The sequence below is a fragment of the Dactylosporangium sp. CA-052675 genome (genome assembly GCF_050947935.1).
GTDB lineage: Bacteria > Actinomycetota > Actinomycetes > Mycobacteriales > Micromonosporaceae > Dactylosporangium.
The window spans coordinates 7,982,292-8,004,145 of record NZ_CP192010.1 but is presented as its reverse complement, the minus strand read 5'-3'; the positions used below and the strand labels follow the sequence as shown (position 1 = coordinate 8,004,145).

General features: G+C 68.4%; 12 protein-coding genes and 1 pseudogene. 8 read left to right on the top strand and 5 right to left on the bottom strand.

The genetic code is table 11. From position 1 onward, the window contains the following. Positions 1-525 precede the first annotated feature (525 nt). The 3 genes from ACQP1P_RS35475 to ACQP1P_RS35465 all read left to right on the top strand — a co-directional run bounded on the left by ACQP1P_RS35475 (position 526) and on the right by ACQP1P_RS35465 (position 12,546). Positions 526-10,098, top strand: coding sequence for a LamG-like jellyroll fold domain-containing protein (locus ACQP1P_RS35475; RefSeq protein ID WP_433077784.1), 9,573 nt, complete (start codon positions 526-528; stop codon positions 10,096-10,098). Between the two features lie 12 nt (positions 10,099-10,110). Then, complete coding sequence (locus tag ACQP1P_RS35470) at positions 10,111-10,827, top strand: hypothetical protein (RefSeq protein ID WP_433077782.1); 717 nt, start codon at positions 10,111-10,113, stop codon at positions 10,825-10,827. 525 nt (positions 10,828-11,352) lie between these two features. Further along, on the top strand, positions 11,353-12,546 hold the full coding sequence (locus ACQP1P_RS35465) for a hypothetical protein (protein ID WP_433077780.1): 1,194 nt from the start codon (positions 11,353-11,355) through the stop codon (positions 12,544-12,546). A 317-nt stretch (positions 12,547-12,863) separates the two neighbouring features. Here ACQP1P_RS35465 and ACQP1P_RS35460 read toward each other — a convergent pair whose 3' ends face one another. Next, complete coding sequence (locus tag ACQP1P_RS35460) at positions 12,864-13,082, bottom strand: hypothetical protein (RefSeq protein WP_433090471.1); 219 nt, start codon at positions 13,080-13,082, stop codon at positions 12,864-12,866. Between the two features lie 220 nt (positions 13,083-13,302). Then, positions 13,303-13,677, bottom strand: a pseudogene (locus tag ACQP1P_RS35455) (bifunctional DNA primase/polymerase); the annotation flags it as partial. A 239-nt stretch (positions 13,678-13,916) separates the two neighbouring features. Between ACQP1P_RS35455 and ACQP1P_RS35450 the strand changes: the two are divergent. After that, complete coding sequence (locus ACQP1P_RS35450; protein ID WP_433077778.1) at positions 13,917-14,870, top strand: tyrosine-type recombinase/integrase; 954 nt, start codon at positions 13,917-13,919, stop codon at positions 14,868-14,870. 342 nt (positions 14,871-15,212) lie between these two features. Here the strand turns inward: ACQP1P_RS35450 and ACQP1P_RS35445 are convergent, their stop codons facing one another. Together ACQP1P_RS35445 and ACQP1P_RS35440 are read right to left on the bottom strand one after the other, a co-directional pair. Continuing rightward, a complete protein-coding gene (locus ACQP1P_RS35445; protein ID WP_433077776.1) occupies positions 15,213-16,259 on the bottom strand; it encodes a hypothetical protein in 1,047 nt (348 codons plus the stop codon). A gap of 95 nt (positions 16,260-16,354) precedes the next feature. After that, on the bottom strand, positions 16,355-17,314 hold the full coding sequence (locus ACQP1P_RS35440) for a tyrosine-type recombinase/integrase (RefSeq protein WP_433077774.1): 960 nt from the start codon (positions 17,312-17,314) through the stop codon (positions 16,355-16,357). Positions 17,315-18,064: 750 nt separating this feature from the next. Between ACQP1P_RS35440 and ACQP1P_RS35435 the strand changes: the two genes are divergently transcribed. From ACQP1P_RS35435 to ACQP1P_RS35420, 4 genes are all read left to right on the top strand, one after another. After that, a complete protein-coding gene (locus ACQP1P_RS35435) occupies positions 18,065-18,226 on the top strand; it encodes a hypothetical protein (RefSeq protein WP_433077772.1) in 162 nt (53 codons plus the stop codon). 415 nt (positions 18,227-18,641) lie between these two features. Beyond that, positions 18,642-19,001 (top strand): hypothetical protein, encoded by a 360-nt coding sequence (locus ACQP1P_RS35430; protein WP_433077770.1) that lies wholly within the window; start codon positions 18,642-18,644, stop codon positions 18,999-19,001. 17 nt (positions 19,002-19,018) lie between these two features. Beyond that, positions 19,019-20,404: a hypothetical protein gene (locus ACQP1P_RS35425; RefSeq protein WP_433077768.1), complete on the top strand. Its 1,386-nt coding sequence runs from the start codon at positions 19,019-19,021 to the stop codon at positions 20,402-20,404. A 24-nt stretch (positions 20,405-20,428) separates the two neighbouring features. Next, positions 20,429-21,205, top strand: a complete 777-nt coding sequence (locus ACQP1P_RS35420) for a glycosyltransferase family 2 protein (protein WP_433077766.1) — start codon at positions 20,429-20,431, stop codon at positions 21,203-21,205. Between the two features lie 120 nt (positions 21,206-21,325). On the opposite strand, the gene ACQP1P_RS35415 is transcribed toward ACQP1P_RS35420, so the two are convergent. Then, entirely contained in the window at positions 21,326-21,667 is a 342-nt protein-coding gene (locus tag ACQP1P_RS35415; RefSeq protein ID WP_433077764.1) for a hypothetical protein, read from the bottom strand. Positions 21,668-21,854 lie beyond the last annotated feature (187 nt).

Genomic DNA, 21,854 nt, shown 5'->3' with positions numbered 1-21,854 from the left:
TGGCCGAGGGGCCGCCTCGGCCGCCTCGACTCCAGCGCAGGCGGTTCACCGGATTGTCGGTTTTCGAGGATCTCGCCAACTTTGGCTTCGGAAATATGATCTTCGATGCGCCTTGCTACCTTGATCGCCACCGGTCGTCGCGAACGGGGAGCGCACGTGTCGATGATGTGGCATCGCCTGTCCTGCAACGGGTCTGTGTCCGCGCCGCCGGTCCGGCGGCGTCAGCGGCCATCGATGCGCATGCTGGTGGCGGCGGTCACGGCCCTCTCGGTGACGGGGTCGCTGCTTGTGAGTACCCCGCTGCCCGCAGCAGCCCACAAGGACCCCAAGCTTCCGCCCGGGGCGGCGCTGGACAAGCCGCAGCAGCAGAGCGGCTCGGCCACCGGGAAACCGCACACCGCGTCAGCCACCGACACGAGCGCCGATGAGCAGCGGCCCTCCACCGGACCGGTGTTGCCTCCGGGCGTCACCGCCGTCGGATCGCCGGTCACGTACCCCGATCCGGTGGTTGGCGGCACTCAGTGCATGGACTGTCCAGTCGGTACCAAGCCCGTGGTCCGCACCGGCGCCGGCCCGGTCAGTACCGTGGGCCAGTCCGTTCAGCTCAACAGTTCCCAGTCGACCGGTTTCGTCGCCGGCCGGTCCACCGAGCTGACCGACCGGCGCACGGCCGATTCGTCAACGTTCAGCAACCCGGACGGCACGAAGACGCTGCGGGTCTACTCGGGGGCCACGTTCACCCGTGACGCGCGGGGCGCGATGGTGCCGATCAACATCAACCTCGCGCGGGGTGGTGACCAGCGGTACCGGCCGGTGGCCGCTGGCGCCGTCTCGTTCGCGCCGTCGTCGTCGGACCCGGTGCTGGCCGACGTGGACTTCGGCCAGGGCGCGACGGCCGGTTTCGCGGTCGCCGACCAGGCGGGAGCGTCGACGGCGGTCGTCGACGACACCGAGATTCGCTACCCGGACGTCCGGCTCGACGCGGACGTGGTCCTGAGTGCGGCCGATGGCGGGTTCAAGGACAGGATCGTGCTGAAGTCGCCGGCCGCCCCGACGACCTGGCGGTTCCCGTTGCGCCTGCGCGGGCTCACCCCGAAGGTGACCGGCGGCGGCTCCGTCGCGCTGACCGACGCCCAGGGCGCCGTGCGTGGCATCATGCCGCCGGGCTTCATGGAGGACTCCATCCCGGATCCGCGAACCGGCGGCGGGACCCGGTCCAACGGCGTCACCTACGCGCTCGTCCAGGACGGGGAAGCCTGGATCCTCGAGGTGGCGCTCGACCAGACGTGGCTGCGCGACCCGGCCCGCAAGTACCCGGTCATCGTCGATCCGACCGTGCGCGATCCGGCCACCGATGACACGTTCGTGTCCAGCCGGGACTACGCCAATCGCGACAACTCGCGGGAGACCTTCCTCAAGGTCGGTTCGCCCAATGGCGGCGGCGAGGTGGCCGCCTCCTACCTGCGTTTCCCCGCCGCCGAGAACCACCTGTACCAGCTCGTCATCCTGCAGACCACGCTGAACCTATACAGCACATGGTCCTACGCCTGCGTACCGGCGAAGCTTGATGTCTACCGCGTGACCAGAGAATGGCACGGCTACGACACCACGGCCTGGCCCGGGCCGGGCTACGAGTCGACGGCGGTGGGATCGAAGACGTTCGCCCGCGGCGGCAGCTGCACCGGAGCGAACGCGCAGGGTTGGGAAGCCATCAACCTCAGTCTTGCGGCGAATCAGTCCTGGTACGGGTTGACGTTGCGCGCCTCGAGCACGGATCGCAACGGCGAAAAGTTCTTCCGCTCGTATGAGTACGGTGCTCCGAACTACGGGGTCAACGGCCCATCGATCGACTTCATCTACAGCGACCAGGGTGCGACGCTCTCGACCGCCAACCACTTCGACCCTCCGGTGCAGGAGTCGGCGAAGGGCACACTCGCCGTCACCGCCTACAACCTCGGCGGCGCGACCTGGACACCGACCAACGGCTACCGGATGGGCGCCTTCGTCACCAACTCCACCGGCGCCACGGTGCAGACGGTGTACACCAACAGCCCGTACACCGCCGGCAAGTACAGCGCAGTGACGTTCATGGTCGGCATCGGTCCACTTCCGGCCGGCAACTATCGGGTCTGGTTCCAGATGGTCGATCCATCGAACCGGCGCTTCGACGACTATTACGGCAGCCCGCACTATTACGCCGACTTCAGCGTCGTCCAGGAGACACCACCGGTCATCACCGCGAAGTACCCGCCCAACAACGCCACCGTCGACTCGCTGCGCCCGACGCTCTGGGCCGGCTACTTCGACGCCGACCGCCTGCCCGGCGAGCCGCGGTATTGGTTCAAGGCCTGCGGTGGCACGGCGGACGCACCGGTCGGCTGCGTCGACACCGGTTGGATCAACACCGCGCAGTGGGTGATGCCGGCGGGCATGCTGTCCTGGGGCAAGGTCGCCCACTGGTACGTCGCGGTATACGACGGCAAGGCCATGACGTACCTCGAAGGCCCGAACTACGTCACCGCGGGCATCGCGCAGCCCGAGATCACCCACCACCTGGCCGGGGCCGAGGAGGGCACCGAGCCAGCCGGGCTCAACCCGCAGGTCGGCAACTATGGCACCGGCGTGGTCGACGCGTCCGTCTCGGTGCCGGGACCGCCGTTGGAGATCCGGCGAACCTATAATTCCCAGGACCCGCGAGGCAATGGGCAGTCCGGCAACCGCGCCGGGGGACGGACCGCAACCGGGTCAGCGGCGTGCACTGCCGCGGAGGGACCCGAGAAGGCGGTCAACGGTAGTACTGCCGACAAATGGTGCTCTGCCGTTCCCAACAGCACGCTGCAGGTGTACCTGGGCAGCCTGCAGACCATCGGCAGCGTGGTTGTGCGGCACGCCGGTGCCGGCGGCGAGAGCCCGACCCTGAACACTCGCAACTTCACGATCGACACTTCCGTCGACGGAACCGTCTGGCAGTTGGCCGCCAACGTCACGGGCAACACCTGGAACGTCACGACGCACCGGTTCGCCGAGCGCCCGGTCCGGTACATCCGGATGACGATCACCGCGCCGACGCAGAGCACCGACACCGCGGCGCGGATCTACGAGTTCGAGGCCTACGGGGTCGCCACCGCTTTCGGCGCGGGTTGGTCGACCCCGCTGGACCAGCGGATCACCACGGACAATGACGGCTCCAGCAACGTCGTTGTCACGCTCGCGACCGGGCAGCAGGTCAGGTTCGGCAAGAACCCGGACGGCACGTACGCCTCGCCGGCGGGCGGCAGTCTCACGCTGGTGCGTTCCGGGACCGCCTGGGTGCTCCGCGACACGAGCGGCGATACCCGGACGTTCAACGACCAGGGCCTGCTCGTGCTGATCCGGGACGCGTACGGCCGGGAACAGCAGTACACGTACAACGGCTCGCAGGTCTCGCAGATCAAGGACATGGCCAGTGGCCGGTCTATTTACCTGACGTGGACTGCCGGCCTCGTCACCGCGGCGCGGATCGACGCGCCGGTCGCGGGTGGCGCCCAGCCGACCTGGACCTACGAGTACACCGGATACACGCTGACCAAGGTTTGCTCACCGCTGTCGGCCGGCTCCTGCGTCAGCTACCAGTACCAGGCTGGCTCACACTATCGATCGACAGTCATCGACGATAATCCGGTTGCGTACTGGCCGTTCGGTGAGACGTCCGGCGCCGTCGCGGCTAACGTCGTCGCCCGCTCGGTGGGTGAGGGTGACGCGACCTACACGAACACGACCCTCGGCGCCCCGGGTGCGCTCCAGGGGACGCTCGACACGGCGGCGACCTTCTCCGGTGGTTCGAGCAGCACCGTCAAGCTGCCCGACAATCTGGTCGTCTCCACCCTCGGGCTCAGCGTGGAGCTGTGGTTCAAGGCCGGCGTCAATGCCAACGGCGTGCTGTTCAGCGAGGCCGACCGGCCGCTGCCCGCCCAGCCTGGGGCCTACGCCCCGGCACTGTACGTCGGCACCGACTACAAGCTGCATGGCAAGTTCTGGAGTCCGACCGGCAGTTCGGACATGACGTCCCGGGGCCGCGTCGACGACGGGGGCTGGCATCACGTCGTGCTCGCCGTCAACACCGACCAGCAGTCGCTGTATCTCGACGGCGAGCGGGTCGGCAACCAGAGCGGCAACGTGATCTCGCACCTGCTGATGGGGTACGCCGCCGTCGGCAACGGCTGGAGCACGAACTGGGTCGCGACGCCGGGTGGTGCCTTCCCTTTCACCGGCCAGATCGACGACGTGGCTGTGTACCGGCACCCGCTGGGCGCCGCACAGGTCGCGGCCCACTATGCCGCCCGGCAGGCCACGTGGCGGCTGACCAAGGCGGTCGAGCCGGGGCCGGTCACGGCGCTGCAGGTGACCTACGACTCCATCACCGGCCGGGTCGCCACCATGCAGGACGGCGACGGCGCGGCATGGAACATCAGCCAGCCGACGCTGGATAGCGGTAGCAGATTCGTCACCGTCTCCTCGACCGGACGCGACTCCGTCACCTACGGATACGACTCGGCCCACGGCGACGCCCTGGTGACTCGCAAGACCGGCGTCGGCACCGAAAAATGGAGCTACGACGCCAACGGGTACGTCAACAACTACAAGGACGCGAACGGGCGGGAGCGGCTGCTCTACCGCGATGCCCGGGGCAACGTCACCGCCGACGTCGTCCTGCGCTCCGGCGTCTGGGCGATGAAGACGTACGGCTACTACTACAACGCCGCCGACTCGCTCGACCCGCGCAACGACCGGGTCGTGTGGAACTCGGGTGCCCGCAACGGCTGGGACCTCGACGCGTACAACCAGATCACCTATCAGCTGGACGCGGCCGGCCGCACGACCCAGATCGTCAACCCGACACCGGCCGGCGCGCCGGCACCGACGGAGACCATCGAGTACACCACCGGCACGGAGACGGCCGTCGGTGGCGGGACCGTGCCCGCCGGGCTGGTGAAACGCTCGACCAACAAGCTCGGCGGCGTAACCGTCAACGAGTACGACTCATACGGCAACCAGGTCCGCTCCACCGATCCGCTGGGCCTGATCACAACCTACGGCTATGACCTGCTCGGCCGGAACACCACCCGGACCCAGAGTGCGGTCGTCGACGGCCAGACCGTGACGTACGGCACCTGGACGACGGCCTACAACGCGGCCTCGCTGGTCGACAACGAGACCGCGCCCGGCGTGGCGAACCCCATCACGAACGTCACGCACACCAGGAAGACGACCTACACCTACGATGCCGCCGGGCACGTCAGGACCAAGGTCCTCACCGACACCACCGGCGCCGACCCCGGCCGCACCTGGGCGTACACCTACGACGGGCAAGGCCGCCTGAACACCTCCACCGGCCCGGACAACGGTACGACCACGCAGGACTGGAACACGGCGGGCGACATCGCGAAGGTGACCGCGCCGAACGGGCTGGTGACCGAGTACCGCTACGACGACTTGCGCCACCTCATCGAGACCACCGCCGTCGGGACGGGCGTCGACCCCGCGGACCCGGGCGCCACCCGGCTCGTGGTGGAGTCGCGGGCCTACGACCCGGCCGGGCAGCTGGCCCGGGTCGTGGACGCGATGGGACGCGAGACCGACTACACGTACTACAGCGACGGCCTACCCGACACGACGAGCCTGATCCACCGGGACGCTCAGGGAGCGGTCACAGCCACGGAGCAGCTTGCGAAGTACGAGTACGACTACGGCGGCAACGTTGCCCGGTTCACCGGCCCGGGCGGCGTTGTGCACGACTACGACTACGACGACGCCGGCCTGCGCAACCGCGACAGCATCGACCCGGCCGGCGTCGCCCGCTCGACCATCTATACCTTCAACTCGGCCGGGCAGGTCACGACTCAGCGGCGGACCAACGGGTTCACGTTCATGCCGGCCCGCTCGGCCGAAACCCCGTACCTGTTCGACGCCGGCGCCTCCCAGGTCGACCCGGCCGGCGACCGCTACGCCGACGGCAACGTGACCTTCACGTACCGCTTCACGCTGCCCGCAGACACCGCGACCGCTACGGTCAACGTGGAGATCGACAACCAGTACGTGATCATGGCCAGCACCGACAACCAGCACTGGCGCGAGGTGGTCCGCGAGACCCGGCCGATTCAGAACGGCTCGAACCGCACCCAGTGGTTCATCAACCTGGCCACGGAACTCGCCACATCGAAGACGATCTACCTCAAGGTCGGCGACAGCCAGCCCGCCGACGGCTGGGGCGGCGCGGTGTCGCGGGTCGCCATGGAGTACACCCGCACCGGCGACAAGCCCGCGCTGACCACCACCACGTACGACGTCAACGGCCACCGGACCGGCACCACCGTCGACAACACCGGCGGCAGCCCGGCTACGCTGACTGACCACGTGCAGTACGACGCCCGGGGCCTAGCCACGCGCGCCGTCGACCCGACCGGGGCGACCACCGACCGCACCTACGACGCCAGCGGCCAGCTGCTGACCGAGACCGAGCCCGTCCGGACGGTGTGGCGCGGCGGCGTCTCGACGGCGGCGGTCCGGCCGGTCACCACGTACGGCCGCAACACCTTCGGCGAGCCGACGGACGTGCGCGACGCGTACGGCAACGTCAGCAATGTCGGCTACGACGGGCTCGGCCGGCCGACCCGGGTCACCCTGCCGCCCTACACCACGCCCGGCGGCACCACGCTCACACCGACGGCCACGGTCGGCTACACCTTCGACGGGCAACCGGCCCAGCAGACCGACGCACTCGGTCGTACGACCTCCTCCATATACGACAAGTACGGTCGGCTGACCCTGCGAACCGATCCGGACCCGGACGGCGACGGGCCGCTCAGCGCACCGCAGTGGTCGTACTCTTACGACCGGGCCGGCGAGACGACCCTGATCGTCGATCCCACCGGCGCGCAGACCACGGCCACGTACGACGAGCACGGCCGGCCGGTCACGTCGACCGCGGCCGACCGCAGCACCGGCCAGACGCTGTACTACACGACGACCTATGGCTACGACGGAGCCGGCAACCGGAACAGCGTCAAGACCCCGCTGAACCACACCACGACGACGGAGTACGACGCGGCCGGCGACGTCACCAGGATCACAGATCCGGTCGGGCTGACGCAGGAGATGCGCTACAACGCCGTCGGCGCGGTCACGACACAGATCCTGAACGGGGCCCGGGCCTCCACCGTCACCTACGATGCCGCCGGCCGGGCCGTAGGCACCGCCGACCACAAGGTCACCGGCGGCGTACTCTCGGCTCCGCTGCGCACCACGCAGACGACCTACGACGCGGCCTCCCGGCCGCTGGTGTCCATCACCGGCGAGGGCCGCAAGACCCAGTACGGCTACGACGGCGCCGGGCAGATCGCGACGGTCGCGCAGTTGCGTGACCCGCTCGATGCCGCCAGCGCCGTCACCACGCAGCTCGGCTACGACGCGCTTGGCCGGCCGACCCATCTGGTGGACGGCAACGGGCATGCGACCGACACCGGCTACAACAGCTGGGGTCTGGCCACCGACGTCACCGAGGGCGGCAACGCCACCTGGACCACGGTCTATGACGCGGCCGGTCAGGCGGTACAGAGCACGTCCCCCGGAGGCGTGTCGACGACCGCAACCTACGACGCGCTCGGCCGGGTCCTGACCGAGACCGGCACCGGCGCTGAGCAGCCCACGGTCGGCCACTTGTTCGCCTACGACGCGGCGGGGCGGCTGACCCGGGCCAGCAGCCCGACCGGGGACACGACCTACGTCTGGAACGACCGCGGCCTGCAGACCGGTGCGCACAGCGCGGCCGGTGACACGTACCTCGAGTACAACGGCGAGGGCAAGCTCATCACCCGGACGGACGCGACCGGCGTCGGCGTGTTCGACTACGACGCGGCCGGTCGCCTCACCACCATCCTCGACTCGTTGACGTCGCAGGCGGCGACGATGACCTACACGCCGACCGGCGAGCTGGGCGGCGTCAGCTACGGCGCCGGCCGGCCGGCGCGGGCCATGACCTACGACGACCTCGGCCGGCTCAGCACGGACACGGTCAAGAACTCGGCCGGTACGACGGTGCTGTCCACGGCGTACACCTACGACGCTGACGACCTGCCGAAGAGCCGCAACACCACCGGCTTCACCGGCGGCGGGACCAGCGCCTACGGCTACGACGGGCTCGGCCGCCTGACCGGCTGGACCCGCCCGGACGGCCAGCAGATCAGCTACGGCTACGACGCGGCGTCGAACCTGACCACGACCACCGGCCCGGGCGGCACCCGGACCAACACCTACGACGCCCGCAATCGCCTGCTGAGCGCGACCGGCGCCGGCGAGCCGAGCACCACCAACGTCTGGACCGATCGTGGCACCCTCGCCTCGCGGACCACGGGGGCGAGCACGGTGCAGTACAGCAACGACGCGTTCGACAAGCCGACGCGGGTCCAGGCCCCCGGCTACACGGTGCAGTACTCCTACGACGCCCTGGGCCGGCTCGCCCAACGCAACGGCATCAGCGTGCTGTACAACGACCTGACCAACAACGCCGTCACCGCCGCGACCGCCTTCGGTGACGCGCTGATCTTCCGCGCCCCCGACGGCACCGCCTACTCCGACCAGTACGGCGCCAACCCGGCCCGGCTGCTCGTCAACGACCTCTCTCACGGCGACCAGGTCGGCGCGATCGGCAACACCAGCGGCAACGTACTGGCCTCGCGCAGCTACACGCCGTACGGCCAGACCGCAGCCAGCAGCGGGGCCTTCTCGGCCGGCTTCCAGGGCGGTTACACAGACTTCAACGACGACCTGGTCAACGCGAGCGCCCGCTGGTACGACCCGGCAACCGGCGGGTTCCTCAGCCGGGATTCGATCGACGCCACCACCGACCTGCGGGCCGCGGCGAACCGCTACGGCTACAGCTACGGCAGCCCCGTCGCCAACTCCGACCCGACCGGCCGCTGCCCGGTCTGCGTGATCCCGGTCGCTGAGCTCGCACTGTGGGCCGGCGTGGCGCTGGCCGGCTACTACGCCACCAAGACGATCACCGATCAGTGGGCCAGGCAGTGTTCGTCGTCGGAATCGGGGTGCTTCGGCAACTTCAACGGTGGCAACTGGGGCACATCATCGAGCCCGGCGGCGCCGAACCCGTACATGAGCGCCTCCCTGGACAAGGTCCGAGGGTTGGTGAACGCCATCGGCTCCGCCAACCTCTACGCCGAGGTGAACCGGCAACTGTCCTGGAACGCGACACCGGCCGCGATCCTGGCCTACATCGAGGCGCACTACTCCTCCGTGCCGGCCGTGAAGGCGTTCAACGAGGCGAACAACATCAGCCTCGGCTCAACCGGCGCCGCCGGTGGCGCGGCCACCACGACCTGGCAGCCGACTTCCGTAGCACCGACGGTCACCTCGACCCCGTCGACCACGGTCACCGTGCCGATCGCCGCCCCGGCCCCGCCGGCGGTGCAGTCGCCGGCCCTGGTCCGCCCGACGATCAACCTCGGCGGCGCGGCCGGCGGCCAGCTGATCAACTCCGTCGGCGCCGGCACCACTACCGCGGCTGCCGCGAATGTGCCGAACATCCTGGCCCCCGGCGCCAGCGCCGATGACGCCGTCAACACCGCCGTCGCGGCCGCCGCAGCCGGGGTGGGTGCCGAGGTGGCGTCGGATGCCACGGCGAACGGCAAGCCGCCGAAGTGTGAGGACGACGACCCGCTCAAGCTGATCATCGACAACCTCGTCGACACGATCGTCGGCTACGGGCTGGCCGGGATCGACGCGTTGCTCACCCCGGGACAGAGCAGGGCCCTGGAGCGGGAGGCGGGCGACGAGCGGAAGGTGAAGTTCCTGCAGGACGTCTTCCGCGGCAACCGCATCCACAAGAAGGTGTTCGAACTCCTCGACCGGTTGTATCCCGGTGAGTGGACTTATCGGCACGGCGGCAAGGGCAACGCCGGTCCGGACTTCACGCATCGGTCCGGTAGAATGGTCGAGCTGACGACGAAGAAGGAGCTGGCCGCCCACCAGGCCAGGGGCGGTGAGTACGACGACGCGTGCTACTCGTTGTACGAGCTACCCACCTTCGGTGAGCCGGAGAGTTAGGGGGCTGCGGTAGTGGGTCGTCCGGGCGGAGACTGGATCGTCGTCGACCGCGAGCACCTGGTCGAAGTGTCCTACGCCGGTCGGCGGATGACCAAGTTCGCGGCGATCGGATCGACGTTCGAGCGGTGCAGCTTCGCCGACGTCGTCTGTGACGACGCGAGCTTCGGGGCCGGGACGGTCCAGTCGGAGTACCGGCAGTGCGTGTTCGACGGTGCCCGGCTGCGGATGCCGGCGGCCGGCTTCGCACGGTTCGTCGACTGCTCGTTTCGCAACGTGAACCTGCGGACCTGGGAGTGCAACGCGGTCGAGCTTGTCGGTTGCGTCTTCACCGGAACGCTGCGCAGCGGCTGGTTCTCGCACGTGGTGCCGTTCGCGGACGTCGACATCGTCGGCCGCGAGCACAACACGATCGTGGACAACGACTTTACCGACCTGCGGATGACCGGCTTCGACTTCCTGGGCGGGGTGGACCTGTCCCGCCAGCGGCTACCGGCCGGCCCCGACTACCTGTACGTCCCCGACGGCCCGGCCGCCCTGGCCGCCCTGGCCGGCGCGCTGCCCGGCTGCCCGCAGCCCCTGCGCCCGGCCGTCGACCGGCTGCTCATCGGGCTCCGCCGGCTGGTCGACGAGGGGCAGCGGCAGCTCTGGCTGCGGCGCAAGGAGTTCATCGGCAAGGACCTGGACCCGGGCCGCTGGATCCTGACCATCCTGGACCGGTTCGCCGCCTGAAGGGCCGATGACAGGGACCTTCGGCGGTGCGCTACCCACTGCAACCTGTCAATGGGTGAGTCCGTGCTGGTCAGAGGCCGTCGACGATACAACTCCGCCACCCGAGACGCCGTCGTACCATCGCAAGCACCTGAGCTCTGCTCACCCTCCCGGATTGCTCGGCGAGCCCCGACCCCGCAGAGCCGGTCACTGTTGGTGAAGAGCGTCGGGCCGGGGGCCGCGCACCAACGGCGGCTCCGCGCGTCGAACTTCCAGCTTGGCCATCACGGTCGGTAGTGCGCGGATCGCGGCACGGCAGTGCACCTGACGTCACGGAAGCCGTCGATAGCGGCCGAATCACGCGGATTGTTGCGTCGCGATGCACGCGCTGCCGCATCGCTGGCGCGGCCGACGCCTACTCCCTTTGGACCGGGGACCCACCGGACGCCTGCCGAGATCGTGGTCCTGGCGCCAGCTGGCTGCAACCGCCCCCAGCAGCCGATCCGGTGCACCCATCGCTGCGTCCTTGACCGGTACGGTGTGCCGATGGAAACTCTGGCACGGATCCGCTGCGGAGCCACGCTCGAGCGGTTGCTCTGCCACCCGAGGCTGCCGTTGCTGGCCGGTTGGGACACCGAACGCCCGGCGATTCGGATCTGGGGGTACGGGATCGGGCAGCTGCGTGAGATTGGTGCTGTCGGTTCGGATTCGGCCCCCTACGACACCGTCGGCTATGACCGGTTCAGGCGGACACCATCCGCCGCCTGGCACCCGGATGAGCCGCAGCTCGTGGTGGCGGACGGCGCCAGCACGGTCTGCTGGACCCCTGCCGGTACCTCCAGGATCGACGGGGTTCCCCCGACCGAGTACCACCGGGACGTGGCGTTCAGCCCGGACGGTCAGACGCTCTGGTTGTCGCCCGCCGGCGGAGAGCAAGGCTGGGAGTCGTCCATCACGCTTGACCTCATCGCCGGCGCAACCGCGATCGGCCCGCGCTGGGACACCGGAGTCGTGGCGCATCCGGGCGGTGGCATCTTGGCCACGCTGCGGAGCGATCAGGGCGCCACGCTGGTGCTCTTCGCTGAGGATGCCGGGCCGGTGCTGCGGCCGTTGCGCCGGGCGTTGATCCTCGACTGCGACGGCTATGAGACTCCTGTGTTCAGCCCGGACGGGCGGCAGTTCGCGGTGCGGGGCAACGCGTACGGCAACTCGCTCGAGGTGTTCGAGTTTCCGTCGCTGCGCCGTGTTCTCGGTCTGACGCTCGGGGAGCCGAATCCGGGGTACCCGTATCCGCAGGAGTGGCTGGGCGGCATGCGCGCCTGGTCGCGCCACAACGTGGCGTTCGGGCCGGTTCCGGGTGTTTGCTGGATCGGTACGCCGGAGGGTGCCGTCATCGAGTTCCAGATCGACGGGGAACGGGTTAGGGAACATGAGGCGCTGCCCGGGTCGGCGGTGACCGCGCTGGCGGCAGCCGTCACAGGCGAACTGATCGTTGCCGGCCGGGACGGCACGCTTCTGGTGCTGTCGGTGGGACGGGCTGGCCCGGTCGAGGCGTCGGCGGCCGCAGTGACCGAATTCCTTGCCGGCACCTCTGAGGCTCGGGTCGTCGACATGGACCAACTCGACCTCACCGACGGAATCCAGACGTGGCAGCCGGGAGATCTGGAAACGGTCACCGAAACCGCCGAGAGTGCCCCGTCCTGGCTGCAGATCCAGGCTGCCATGAACAGACTTGCCTAGCTTCGCGGGTGGCAGGGCGAGCCTGCAGTTCGCGGGCGAGGCGGCGATGGGCCGCGCTGGGATGCGCTGCACGCATCAGCAGCGCGGGGCGACTGAGCGGCCGATGCCCGCCTCGGGTTTGGTCTATGCCCGCTCATCGGCATCGAGTGTGCGTCAACGGCGGCGAGCCGCTGGTACCCGTTCAACGCTCTCCTCCTTGGGCGTCCTCGAATCGCGGGTGCCAGCGTGATCGACGGCTGTGACCGTCGCGAGGCAACAGGCGCGGGCCGGCGGCCGTGTGCGCCCGGAACCCGGGTTGCGGCGGCAGCGGACGAGGGTCAGCTGCGGGGGCGTTGCAGCCGGGCCCGCCATCCGGACCGGATGGTGCGCCGGGCTTCGGCCGGGCTGAGTCCGACGTCCAGGGCGGCGTCGGTGAGTGCGGACCGGACGGTGTGCTCGGCCAGTTCGCTGTGGGCGGCGAGCTGGCCGAGCCGGACCGCTGCCAGGTGCAGGGCGTTGTTGCGGCCGCCGGCGATGACGCGGCGCCCGTCGTGCATGACGGGTCGGGGTGTGCGGCGCGGATGCGGGCGATCTCGCCGTGCAAGGCGGCCGCAGCGTACCGGTTGAGGTCGGTGATGCCGCGTCTGGTGTTCGGTGCTGGCGACGGTGGTGGTGTGACGATGGTGCGTAGCGCGGTTGGGCAGTCCCGGCAGCAGCGGGTCGGTGGTCCATGGGCTGCTGGAAGGTGTAGCGGCGGCCGCTGGCGTGCAGGGATGGGGGTGCGATGGCGGAGCTGCCCTGGCCGCGCCAGTCGACGCCGGGCAGCATCCCGATCCGGCTGGGCAGTGCGGTGCTGGCGTACCAGATGTGCCAGCCGAGCCCGGTGCGGACGAGCGGCGCGTTGGGCCGTACGACCCCGAGGAGGTTCAGGAGGCTGCGCATCCCGGCTGTGGGGTCGATGTCGCAGACGTCAAGGGCGATGCCGGTGGCCAGGCCGACGTTTGCGTCCGGCCATCGCCGCCACCAGGAGCGGATCAGCTTGGGGCTGGTGGCGGCGTCGTGCAGGCCGTGCTTGAGCCGCGGGTGTTTACCGGTTGATCGGCACTCGAGCGGACCTGGCTGGCCCCACCGGGACCCGTCCTGGTGGGGCATGCCTCACCGTCATGGCCAACCTCGAGCTCGCCACTGCCAGATGGACGAGCGGCCAGCAACCCCGGCCCGAGCAGCGCCTGGCTTCTACGGCACTGACCTACCGCTCGGCCTTCACCCGATCCTCTCCGGACAGATCTGGCTAACTCTGGCCAACTTCCGGCGCCGACGTCCGCGCGTCAGAGTGGGTTGGTGATCGCACGGACAACGGTAGTTGCTCGAGTTATCCGGATCGGCGTGCCATGACGACGGTCGACATTGGCCGGCTGACCGCCCGCGTGCCACCTCTGTGGGCCGGACTGATTCGTGACTGGGACCGGACCCTGCGCGCCGGAAACTATCCGGCGACGACGAGGTACGGCTATCTGCTGGCTGCGGTCCAGTTGGGCCGGTATCTGAACGATCCGGAGAGCGCGGCGAACGATGGCAGCTGCCCCGAGCCAGGGGCGGTGACGAAGCGGCAGATCGAGGACTTCCAAGCCTGGATGATCGCGACTCGGTCGGCGACGACAGCGCTGACAAAGCACAAGTCGCTGCAGCAGTTCTTCCGGTGGCTCCTGGACGAAGAAGAGATCGTCCGGGACCCGATGGCTCGCGTCCGGCAGCCGAAGACCCCCAAGAAGCTCATTCCCGTCATGGCGGACGACGAGATGCGGCGGGTGCTGCGAACCTGTGCGACCAAGGGCTTCATCGACCTGCGGGACGAAGCCATCATCCGGATGCTGTCGAACACCGGTGCGCGACTGTCGGAGATTGCGAACCTCGCCATCGACGACGTCGACCTCGACACCGACGTCGTCCACATCCATGGCAAAGGCGCCAAGGACCGGCGGGTGCGGATCGGGCCGAAGACGGGCCGGGCAGTCAGCCGCTACCTCCGGGTACGGTCCCGCCGCAAGGGCGCTGAGCTGGCGGAGTTGTGGCTGGCCGAACGCGGAGGGGTTCCGCTCGCCGCGAACGGTGTGAAGATCATGCTGCGGCGTCGCGGTGAGCGCGCCGGGGTGGAGCACGTGCATGCGCATCGATGGCGGCATACCTACGCCCACGAATGGAAGCTGGCCGGCGGAGACACCGGCGACTTGATGCTGCTCCTCGGCTGGGCATCGGACGAGATGCCGCGCCACTACGGTGCCAGCGCCGCGGCGGAGCGTGCTCAGGTCGTTCAGGCTCGGATGAGGATCGGTGAACGTGTCTGAACGCATGACCGCTGAGCAGCGAACTCGGCGTGCCCGCATCGCCGCGCACGCCTCTTGGGCGAACACCGTCGATCCGACTGCCCGGACCGCGCCGGCGACCTCCGGGTTTCTCGCCCGCTTCGAGCGCCAGGTCGACCCGTACGGCGTCCTGCCCGACCACGTGCGTCTCGTGATGGCCGTCCACGCCAGGAGGGCCTACATGCTGCAGCTGGCGGAGCGATCTGTCGCCGCGCGGAGCCGAAAGCGGCAGGTCAGCAGTGGGGGAGGGGATAGGGGCTCTGGATGAGGATTGTGGGACCGTCAAACTTGTAATCGGAAGGTTGGGGTTCCGGCCCGACGGCCTCAGAGTAGGCGGTCATGGTCGGCCGCGGCTCGTTCCTGTACCGCTTGGTCGAAGGAGTCTCCGTCGTCGTCGGACTCTGCCTCGTAGAGCAACCGGCAGCCGCGGATGCCGGCGAGGAGGTCTTCAAGGAGGTCTCTCGCGGGTCGTTGCGGATCGAGGGGCGTGAGTCGAATGGATTCGCCTGAGTTGGCTCCTGCGTCGATGAGTATGTCCGCTGCGGCGCTGTCGGGCGGCAGTTCGCCCTCGGCGACGGACATTGCCTCCTGGATGAGCGTCATGACGGCGTCTGCCGGGCTCCGTCTGTCGGTGACCATCTCGAGGACGGCGGTCGGTGTCGGGTAGGGGAGGGCCTCGATGCGGTCAGCCCGTTCGACGACAGTCGACGCGGGGATGCCGGTCAGGTCCTCCACGACTTCGGCCGCGGCGGTGAGCCAGTGGGCCGCGGCCACGGCGGCGGCCGTGGGGTCGTAGTACAGGAACAGGTCGTCGCTGCCGAGGGTGTGTCTGGCGAACAGCTGGTCCGCGGCGGCGACCTGGATGGGAGAGATGTCCTCACGGGTCAGGGTGACGGCTTGCTGGGCCCGGCCGGTGAGATCGCCGCGTTCGGCTTGCTCGACGGCGGCGAGTTCCGCCTCGACATCGCTGCCGACCGCGGCGGTGAGGCTGGGCGCGTTGATGTCGTGCAGGGACCGACCGACGCGGTGCGCGGATTCCTCGACCGGGTCGTAGGAGACGATCAGAGTGCCGTCGTCGTCCGGAAGGTTCGGGGTGCGGATCGCCTCGAGGACGACATCGAACGATCCTCGCGTCTGCTGGCGGCGCCAGCCTTCGGTGTTGGGGGCGGTACTGGCCATGGCGGATGCGGGGTGGGTGTAGCAGCGCCATAGGGCGTGGGACAGGCGGGTCAGTGCCTCGGCGAGGACGAGCCGCTGGAAGTGGCTGGCGTCTGTGGGCAGCGTGCTGACCGTGCGGGCCGTTTCGCCGTAGCCAGCGGCCCAGCAGGCGATGAGTTCGTGTCGTTCGTCGTGTACCGCGTAGCGCGTCACGGTGGTGGACTCCTTTGGATGTGAGGGTGCCGGGCCGCAAGTCTGGACGCTGCTGGCCGGGCTGTGTAGTTGGCCAGGGTTAGCCAGGACGTGCGTTAGACGCGTTCGCCGATGCCGAGACGCACCTGGACCTCTTGGGCGCGTTCGGCGGCGGCGCTGGCGCCGTAGTGGCGGGGCATGTCGTCCGAGGCCCAGCCGAGCAGGAGCATGAGGTCGCCGGTGTCGCCGCCGGCGAGTTTCCACTCGTGGGCGTAGTTGTGCCGCCAGCGGTGCGCGTGCAGGCCGTCGATGCCGGCAGCTGCGCCGAGCCGCTTCAGCAGGATCTTGATGCCGTTCGGGCGAAGCGGGTTCAGGCCGCGTTCGGCGAGCCATAGCTGCGGTACCTCGTCGGCGCCCTGCCGCTTGGCGCGGGCGCGGAGGTACTTGGAGACGGCCCGGGAGGTCTTCGGCCCGATCCGGACGCGGCGGTCTTTGGCGCCTTTGCCGTGGACGTGGATCGACTCGGTGTTGAGGTCGATGTCGGTGACGAGGAGGTTGCCGATCTCGGACAGGCGGGCTCCGGTGTTGCAGTAGAGCCGGACGATCGCCTCGTTGCGCAGACTGGCGAAACCCTTGCCCCGGCAGGCGTCCAGGACTCGGCGGGTGTCGTCGTCGCGGATGACCGGGATGAGCTTCTGAGGGGTCTTCGGCTGCTTGACGCGGTCCATGGGGGAGCGGGTGATCTCGTCCTCGTCGAGCAGCCACCGGAAGAACTGCTGCAGGCCCTTGTGTTTGTTCAGCGCGGTCGACGCCGAGCGGGTGTCGATCATCCAGGCCTGGAACGCCTCGATGTGCTTCTTCGTCACGGCGGTCGGGTCTTCGGCGGCCTCGTCGGCGTCCGGGTCGGGGGAGTACTCCGCGAGGTACCGGGCGAGCTGCGCCGCGGCGAGGAGGTAGTTGTACCGGGTGGTCTCCGGATAGTTCCCCGCCCGGAGGGAACGGTCCCAGTCCCGGAGGAACCCGGACCAGTCCCGGGCGAGGCCTTCGGTGAGCTTGTCGATCTTCAGGAGCGGCATCTGCAACCTGCCTAGTCAAGGGGTCCAACAGCGGCGTGCTAGACCTGGCAGTGATGCCGAGCAATGAAAAAGGGGCTCCCGCAAGTCGCTGACCTGCGGAAACCCCTAGCCGGTCGGGACAGCGGGATTTGAACCCACGACCCCTTGTTATGGGTCGCACCTGCTTCGGTCCTTTCACTGATTGTCGTTTCTTGGCGCTGAACTGCCAAAATGCTCATGGCGACGGTCCAAGCGTTGTCGCAGATTGTCGTCCGTTCGCAGGGTTTTCGGGGGGTAAACGAGGGGTGCGATCTTGACTGTCGGCACGGGCTTAATTGTGCGAGGGTTCGTGACGAGGGGGGCCATTTCCAACGCGCTGACCAGTCGTCAATGTGGTTGACGGTCCCGCAGCCCTGGGTCGTCAGTGCGTCCTACTGCTACATCGCAGGATCGAGCGGCGCGTCGACGTGCCCGAGTCGTCTACGGACTTTCTGACCTATTGCGCTGGCTGAGTCGGATTCAACGGACAGACTGACATGCTGCCGATCGCCGAGTTTCTTGAAGGGCCGGCCACCAGACAGGCTTGGGTGGTCGTCGAGGCGTACGACGAGGGCGGCAACCGGAGGTACGGGCTCTCCCGGTTCGGATACCTTGTCATCGGCGCAGACGATTTGAAGTGGAGCGTCCTCCTGCTCGCCCTCGAATCGGCGCCTCGAGTTTGCTGGCTGGCCCAGGGGCCTGGGCGGCTTCCCGGCCTTGGATGCCCTGAATATGGCTACCCTTGAATACAACTTAGAGGGCGGAGACGACGTCCTGCGCGGCCGCGATGCCGCCAAAGGCGTCGTTGCGCTCGAGCTGAGTCTTGCGCTGGAGGAAGGCCGACGGGTGGCAGGGGTGGGCAACCGCTTACTCGACGTCGGCGACCTCGAGTAGCAGCCCTGCGGCGGCGGCCTTGGTCGAGGGTGAGCACGATCGTGCCTGGGCGAACCTGCGGGGCCACCGCGGCGGAGGTGGAAAGGCGCCGCCATTGACCGGCTCCTGCTCGGCGATCTGCGTGCGGCTGTAAGCCGGAGCGCGGTCTGGGACTACCACTGAACTGCTCCGCCGGCTGGCCCCATGGAGCTCGACGTGTGGGTCGCCATCGCCCGCGCGCAATCGTGCCCCGGTCGCGGAAGGGCGTACTGCTACCGCTTTACTTGATCTTGGGGTGCTGCCGTGCTGCTGGCCCTTTTCAACGTCTAGGGTGATCCGGTTCGCCCGTGGGTGGCGACGGTACACGGAAGGACTGAGCGGGTTGCGATCACTGCTGCCCAGGCCGGACACCGGCGAAGGGGCCTTACGTTTCGGTGTGCGGTTGCTCGTCGTGCTGCTGTGCGCGGCGGCGTTGGTGCAAGCGGCGCGGCCAGCGGTGCACTCGACCAGGGTCGGCGTGACCACGGCAGTCAACACCGATCTGAGCGATCCCGACCGGAGATACCGGGAGCAGTTGGAGTATCTCAGTGACGAGTTCGCCCGGCAGGTGCCGGCCGGCACCCGGGTGGTGATCATCGAGGACCATCTGGAGTGGCAGCTGCGTTTGCGGCAGTTGGCAACGTTGCACGGCATCGTGGTGGTGCTCGGGTCTGCGGAGGTGGAGGTCCGGCTGGAGTTCGACCAGACGGCGCCGCATGGCATCCGGCTCGTGACGCGGAAGGCGGTGGACGGATGACCAGTCTGCTCGGCCTGGTGCTGCTGTTCGTCGCCGGGCTGCCGCTCGGCTTCGCGTTGACCCGGGCGGTACCGCTGGCGATCGTGGTCGCACCGGTCGCGGGTGCAGCTGTCGCGACCGTGGCTGTGCTGTTCATGCTGGCGGCGGGTGGTTCGCTGGTGGCCTGGTTCGTGCCGCTGTTCCTGCTCACCGGGTTCCTGGCATGGTGGCTGCGTGGTCAGCCGCGGGCACCGCATAGCTCATGGCGCGACGCGCTGCTGCTGACCCTACCGTTGACACCGCCGTTCCTGCCGATCCTCCAGCAGCCGTTGGCCTGGGATGCGCACCTCATCTGGTGGCTGCACGCGGGGTACTTCGCGCGGGGCGGCGGGTTCGCCCGGGAAGCGATCGGGAACGTGGCGCTGGCGTTCAGTCACCAGGACTATCCGCCTCTGGCGTCGGCGCCGGTGGCGCTGATCTGGCAGCTTCTCGGCACCCACGACTTCTACCCTGCCGCGATCGTCACCGGCGCGGTGACGTTCTCGACCACCGCCGCCGCGGTGTACGCCGTCCGGCTGGTTACCGCCTCCGGGCCGGCGCTCGTGTCGTGGCTGGCCGCGATCGCGGTCGGCTACTCGGCATGGAGCCCGATGTGGCTGGTCCCGACCGCGGGGTTCAGCGACGCGATGTGCGCGACCGCCTTCGCCGCCGGCGCGGTGCTGGTGTTACTCGGCAAAGACCCGTTCAATCGCCGCACCCTGCCGTTGACCATGCTGCTGCTGTGCGCCGCAGGCTTGATGAAGAACGAGGGCTTGACCATGGTGCTCGCGCTCGCGGTCGTCGCGAGCGTGAAGTACCGGCGAAACCTCCGCCATCTCGGGTGGACCTGGCTGCCCGTGGCGACCGCCGGGGTCTGGTCCGTCACCGCCCGCCTGCTGGGCGCGAACACGGACGTGCTCGCCGGTGGAGGGCTCACCCGGCTGCTGCACGGCGATCCGGACACCGTGGGACGGTTCCCGCTGGTCTTCAAGACGATGGCCGGGCGGGTCGACTGGGTCGTGGCGTACGCGGTGCTCGCCGCGCTGCTCGGGCTGCTGGTCCTGCGCCAGCGCCGCCGGGCGTTCGGACTGGACAGCGACCTGTGGCTGTGGGCGGTCTGCGCGCTGTACTGGCTCACACTCACGCTGATCTACATGACCACGCCGATGCCCCTGCGATGGCACCTGATCACCTCGGTCGACCGGGTGATGATCTCGATCGTGGTCCTCGCCTGTGCGAGCGCCGCCTGCTGGGCGGTGGTGGCATGGCATAGCCCTGCCACCGCAGCCGACCCGCCCGCCGGCGACGCGCCCTCTGCCGACCCGCAGGATCCGGACGGTTCGGAGCCCCCGCACGGGACTGCCCGCGCCGACATCGCATTCTGAGCTGATCTGATCCTGGAGAACACAGTGACACTGTCCATCCTGATGCCTGTCTTCAACGAAGAGGCACGGCTCGATGAGGCACTCAAGCAGGCACTGAACGTGCCGTACCCGTGCGAGATCGAGCTCGTGGTCGTCGACGACGGCAGCACGGACCGCACGGCCGAGATTCTGCGGCGCCACGCCAGCGACCCCCGCCTACGGCCCAACGTGCACCAGGTGAACCAGGGCAAGGGCGCCGCGATCCGCACCGCGGTCGACCAGGCGACGGGCACCTACATGGTGATCCTCGACGCCGACCTGGAGTACGACCCGCAGGACATTCCGCGTCTGCTCCAGCCGGTCCTCGACAGCGGCGTCCAGGTCGTATACGGCAACCGCACGTTCGGCAGCCACAGCTCCTTCTCGTTCTGGTACGTGATGGGCAACAAAGCCGTCACCACCGCCGCCAACATCCTCTTCAACTGCTACATCGGCGACCTAGAGACTTGTTTCAAGCTCATGCCGGTTGAGCTCTACCGGTCGCTGACCATGAAATCCAGAGGCTTCGGCATGGAGGCCGAGGTCACCGGTAAGCTCCTGCGCCGCGGTGTCCGACCTTACGAAGTTCCGATTTCCTACCACGCCCGCACCCGCGAAGAGGGCAAGAAGATCACCTGGCGCGATGGCGTCGAGGCACTCTGGATCCTCTTCCGCGAGCGCATCCGAAACCCCCCAAACCGGCGTAGGGCCGGCACGCGGTTGGGCTCAGGACGACGGCAACCGTCAGGCGGGCGTGTCCGTATTGGATGTAGTAGCTCCTGATTTCGTCCAAAGATTACGATTCGTAAACGAATGTCGAGGTACTTGCATACCCGTATTGGGGATGGACCTGCAAGATGTCGATTCCCTCGAGATCGATCTGCTCGGCAGTGTTTTGAAAGGTCATGGCCATTGCAGGAGCGCGGCGATGGTGATGGTGGCCCAGAATGAGGTGGTGGTCTTATCGTAGCGGGTGGCCGCCGACTGGCATTCCTTAGATGTTTGAGCCGGTTGAAGCAGCGTTTCGCGACATTGTTTGAAACGGGTGTCGTCGTTGACATTGCCGCCGGTGGCGACGAGGCCTAAGACTCGTCTGGCGCCGTCGCGGACCAGGTGGATTTTCGTGGTCAGTCCACATCGGGATCGTCTGATGGCGTGAGCCGGTTCCGGCCCGGCGGCTGGTTGGCCGGAATCGGAATGCCCCTCTGTGCCGCCCTGATGCGCCCGCACGATCGCGGAGTCCACCGATGCCAGATGCTCCTATGGATGTCAAGCGGGGGGTTGGAGATTGCCTGCTGTGATGACTTGGTAAAGCTCTCGGGCGATGTAGCGCTTGAGGCAGCGGATGATCTATTTCTTGGAGAGGCCGTCTTTGGTGGCCGCTGGTGGGCGGCCTGTCCCAGCCAAGATCATTTATACCTGTAGGGCAGCG